The following is a 4,821-nucleotide window of genomic DNA, read 5'->3' on the forward strand; positions in this document are numbered from 1 at the left end:
TCTTCAATTGCTAAATCCATACATCACCTTAAAAGAGGTGATTTGATCATGTTTCTTTGGGATAAACAAGATGTGTAGAAGATTCAGGCCATTGACTAGCCCCCACGGAGTTGCGCAAAAAATATCTTCACTGTGACATGCGGCTGGGTTCTGTAGCTTTCCGAACGAGCTCAACAACGCTAAAAAGCAAAAAAACACCTAATTTTGGGCCTAATACCGCATGAGTATCCGCGATAATCGATCAAACTCAACCATTTCATCCATTGTGCATATTCAGCCAGGGCTGATTCGCCGCACCATCATCCCAATGGCGGATAATTTTATGAATGCTTCGCTACTTTTTGGCAAAAACTCATAGTCTTTACTTAATCGTCGCTGGTAATTCATCCAGCCGAAGGTGCGTTCAACTATCCAGCGAAATTTCACAATTTTAAAGATCTTCCGAGGGCGTTTAACCACCGTCCACACGATATTGAAAAAAGAGAGAGCCCAGTCAATCAATTTGTTTCCAATGTAACCACCATCAGCCCAAATAAGCTTGATGCTACCGAAAAAAAACATCAGCTGAGCAAGGACTAGTCTTGCGCCAGTTCTGTCTTGAATACCTGCTGAATGCACCATAACCGTAAGCAATAATCAAAGAACATCCACTACGATATGTCGCTTTCTTCCTTTAATTTTTTTACCACCATTATAACCTGTATCCAGTGCAGGTCCTACTGTTTTTACCGTCTGGCTAATGTCGCCTCTACATAATCAAACGCTTTAAATCCTTTCATCGGCTTGGTGACGTTTTTAACAAATCGATGGTCTTGCTCCAAGATATTATTCAGGTATTTGATTTGTGTAAACCCACCACTCAACATAAACAAAAGCGCCAGATGTAGATTGATGGTATCGATACCGGCTTTATTAGCTCCACTTTTATCCATGGTTACTTTATCTGGAATGCCGTTTGGCCCAATAGCTTTCTCAAAAAATGCTCGTGCAGCAGGCTCATCCCGTTTTTCTGACAGCATGAAATCAACGGTTTGGACTTCTTTATCAACGGCACGGTACAGATAAACCCATTGGCCTTTTACTTTGATATAGGTCTCATCCATCCTCCAAGATATCCCTACAGGGCGTTTGTGACGCTTGCGAAAAACCTCTTCCAGCTGCGCTGCATAGCGGGGAACCCACCTGTTAATCGTCGAATGATCTACTTTCAGCCCCCGTTCCAAGGCCAATTCCTCAACGTCACGATAACTCAATGAATAGGCCAAGTACCATCTGACCAGCATAAGATTATGTCTCGTTTAAAATGCCGCCACTTGAAACTCAACATCGTTGATAGTCCACAAGAAAAAAGGAAGATACTATCTCATCAGACAACTTTTTGCGACAAAACCCGTTTTTGCAACGGAGCCGTAATTTTTGATATATAAAATTTACTAATATATAATGTTTTTAATTAATTGTTCTTGCATTAGGAAAAGCTTATGGGAGTGTATATTGTTCCTGTACATGCCAAAAAACTCAACGTAAACCAATTTATGATTGGTTATCATAGTATATTCAATAGAATTCAATTTGACTGGGATGAGTCTTATGACTTTCAAGACTTTGTTAGTTATTTTCAGGATCTGAAGACTGACCAGCCTTTTTTAGTATTTAAGACAAAAGAAGAAGCATTTAACTATTCTGAATCTAACGAGGGTGTTGATCACCCCGGGTATCTAGTAACTATTCGTTCTCGTGTGCCTGTCTATAAAGTTGAACTACAAGTTGAATTTGATGCTATTCCTAGTAATGAACATCAACAAAAAAATATATCAAAATCAGACGTCAAACGCTTATTGTCTGCTTCATTAGCTTTGTATCACTATGAATGTGATATTGAAAAGCAACAGCAAGAAAAAGAAGAGTTTGATGCAAACATTGAACAATTAAAGAGCTTTGCATCGAATCGATCGTTGAATCCAAATGTTAAGAACAGCCTAAACGCCGTGATTGATTGCATACAAAAACCCGAATATAAATTTCTAGGATTTGGAGAGAAAAAAGAAATTACCAAAAAGACCATTGCTTTTATTGAGGGCAAAATAACACCAAGAGACTATAAAAGTGTCATTCAGAAAGGTTATTTAGGAAAACAAAGCTCTCTAGAGCTGAAACTTTTAGGCGCGGCATTGATGGCGTTAGCTATAACTGTTTCTGCTTGTTTACTAGCGGCAGGAGCACCAGTGACAGGTACTATTCTCATCGGTGCGGGCCTTGGAATGATAGGCTTGGGGTTCTTTGATAAGGGACAAGGATCAGGTGTTAGTAAGCCTTTGCATGAAGTTTTTGATGCCTCGGCGTCATTCGCGTCAGCGCGAAGCTTTGTTTTTTAACTCCCTGCATGGGACACTTTAATCAAATTAGTCTAAACTAAGTCCTTGATTTAGCGATCAAAAGGAGATTAAAGTGCCGAAGTACAATCTTATCTTAAATTTACCTGGATTTTCTATAGTAAAAGTGAGCGGATATCAACCATTAATATTAGATGTAACTTATAATCGATTAGCGCGTTGCAGCCATTGCCAGAGCAAGAGTGTGCGCAAGAAATCATCCTATATACGAAGCGTTCACCATGAGTTAATCGGCCACCGTCGAAGTATATTGAGGTTTAAAGCTTGTAAGTTGTATTGTCACACGCGTTATCGTTATGGTAATCAACAATTTCCTGGTATAAACAAACATCAACGAGCAACTTGGAGAGCGCAAGCGGCTGTTTTTCATGAGCATAGTCGAGAGGAGTTTCTCAAAAAGACTTATCGGAGCGCTATAAGCAAGGCAAAGCCACTATAGAGCGTTGGTATCAACGGCATTATGAAGAACAACATAGAGAATTAATCAATAAACCTTGTCCTGTAGTACTGGGAATTGATGAACATTTCTTCGGTAAGAAAGAAGGATTCGCTACAACTTTTTGTGACTTAAGAAAGCATAAAGTATTTGATGTGGTAAAAGGGCGAAGTGAGGGGGATTTGAAAACCTACCTGCAACAGTTGCCTGGGAAAGAACGAGTCAAAGTGATTTGTATGGATTTAAGTAGTACCTATCGGTCCATGGTAAAAAAATACTTTCCTAATGCGATGATAGTAGCTGACAGATTTCATGTAATCCGTTTAATTCAATATCAATGTATTATGACTTATCGAGAGCTGTCCCATGAAATAAAAAACAATAGGGGCATCTTGGCTCTGTTGAGAACTAGGCCTAATAACCTCAGTGAAGAGAATAAAGTAAAAAGAGATGTATTTTTAAATCAAAATCCGGCTATTGAAGCCATTTATCAATTTCAGCAAGAGCTTCATTCTCTTTTAATGAAAAGAGCTTTAACTCAACGTGCATGCCGTAAAGTCATTCCTACTTTCTTGGAGATGCTTACCGATTTAAAACAAAGTAGTTTTAAGCCCTCAGCTGCATTAGGTAAAACGCTCACTGCTTGGAAAGATGAAGTTGCCAGAATGTGGCGGTTTAGTAAATCTAATGGAATAACAGAAGGGTTTCATCGCAAAATGAAACTCATTCAGCGTAGAGCTTATGGCTTTAGAAATTTTGAAAATTATAGGGTTCGTGTTAAGGTGCTCTGCGGTTGATTATAGCTGCCCCCTTAAATGGGAAGGCTGAAAGCCGAGGCGGGTAGTCCGCGTATATGGACTCATCCGATTTTGCAAGTAAAAAGCTTGTGAAAAGTGAGGTATTTGCATCCGTATATCCGGCCATTAGTGAGTAATTTATATGCTCAGGCCTTGATGATATTCGTACTCTGTCTCCTAATCGCGATATCGAATATTTAATTCATCGGACTACCCAGGTATTTACTGAGTAGGTTTTACCATTTTCACATCAACTGTTATTTGCAAAATAAAGGTAAGTCTTTTAGTTCCTGATAGTTAGTTACTATTTATAAACGTAGGTTTTTTGAACTATAAAAAACTGGGTATCCAAAACCAAGTAACTTATCATTTGCCAGGCCATCCTTAAACACAACGGTTTAAATGGTCACTATATTTATCGCCATAAGACATAATAGCCCACATATGGCGAGCATTTTTATTAGCTACAGCAACAGCAGCTTTATTGTATCCTCGTTCTTTATGTATTCGTTGCACCCAACAACTAAAATAATCTGTTTTTTTTCCTGCATTTTGTACGACAGCTCTCTCTCCGTGTATCAGTAAACTTCTTATATAGCGATCCCCGCGTTTACTAATTGACATAAGACAATGCTTTCCCCCACTAGAATGCTCTTTGGGAACCAATCCTAAATAGACTGCAAAATGACGACCATTTTTAAAAAAAGAAGGCATGCCAATTACCGAAAAATGATACTGGCACTCATAGGACCAATACCAGAAAGTTTCATAAGGCGCTTACACAAGTCATTTTCCTCACAAAATTGCTCTATTTTTTTTGTGTATTGTTTTATTTCTTGATCTAAATACACTAGCTTATCATAGCAACTGGATATAATAGTTCTCATATCTCCCGTAAGCTCATTAGTTGCATCTTCCCGTAAAGAGGGAACTTGTTTTCTTAATGCTGACAAGCCTTGAACAACAAAAATGCCCATTTCTCTCAAATAACCACGGATTCGGTTTGCTAGTGCGGTTCTATCATGCACCAGGCTTTCTCGATAACGATGATTCATCTGAATTTCCTATTGTTCTATCGTTTTTATGGGCACCGTAGGCATTTCATCTTGCTGCTATAGAAATTGCCTTAGCATCATTTTTATCATTCTTATTTCCTTGAACAAAAGGCTTTACATGGTGAGGGCTAATTTGGGAT

The 4,821-nt window shown here is 38.7% G+C and carries 4 protein-coding genes and 2 pseudogenes; 2 read left to right on the plus strand and 4 right to left on the minus strand.

Annotated features, from left to right (window positions below):
• Positions 1 to 273 precede the first annotated feature (273 nt).
• Together Lsan_RS09140 and Lsan_RS09145 are read right to left on the minus strand one after the other, a co-directional pair.
• Positions 274 to 621, minus strand: a complete 348-nt coding sequence (locus Lsan_RS09140; protein WP_058514101.1) for an IS5/IS1182 family transposase — start codon at positions 619 to 621, stop codon at positions 274 to 276.
• A gap of 104 nt (positions 622 to 725) precedes the next feature.
• Positions 726 to 1,327: pseudogene (locus tag Lsan_RS09145) on the minus strand (IS6 family transposase).
• A gap of 154 nt (positions 1,328 to 1,481) precedes the next feature.
• On the opposite strand from Lsan_RS09145, the gene Lsan_RS09150 reads away from it, so the two are divergent.
• A complete protein-coding gene (locus Lsan_RS09150; protein WP_058514103.1) occupies positions 1,482 to 2,375 on the plus strand; it encodes a hypothetical protein in 894 nt (297 codons plus the stop codon).
• A 73-nt stretch (positions 2,376 to 2,448) separates the two neighbouring features.
• Positions 2,449 to 3,626, plus strand: a pseudogene (locus tag Lsan_RS09155) (ISL3 family transposase).
• A 384-nt stretch (positions 3,627 to 4,010) separates the two neighbouring features.
• Here the strand turns inward: Lsan_RS09155 and Lsan_RS09160 are convergent.
• Positions 4,011 to 4,340, minus strand: a complete 330-nt coding sequence (locus tag Lsan_RS09160) for an IS110 family transposase (protein ID WP_058514104.1) — start codon at positions 4,338 to 4,340, stop codon at positions 4,011 to 4,013.
• Positions 4,341 to 4,345: 5 nt separating this feature from the next.
• Entirely contained in the window at positions 4,346 to 4,681 is a 336-nt protein-coding gene (locus Lsan_RS09165; protein WP_058514105.1) for an IS110 family transposase, read from the minus strand.
• Positions 4,682 to 4,821: the final 140 nt, after the last annotated feature.

This window comes from Legionella santicrucis (assembly GCF_001468135.1).
In the GTDB taxonomy this organism is placed as follows: domain Bacteria; phylum Pseudomonadota; class Gammaproteobacteria; order Legionellales; family Legionellaceae; genus Legionella; species Legionella santicrucis.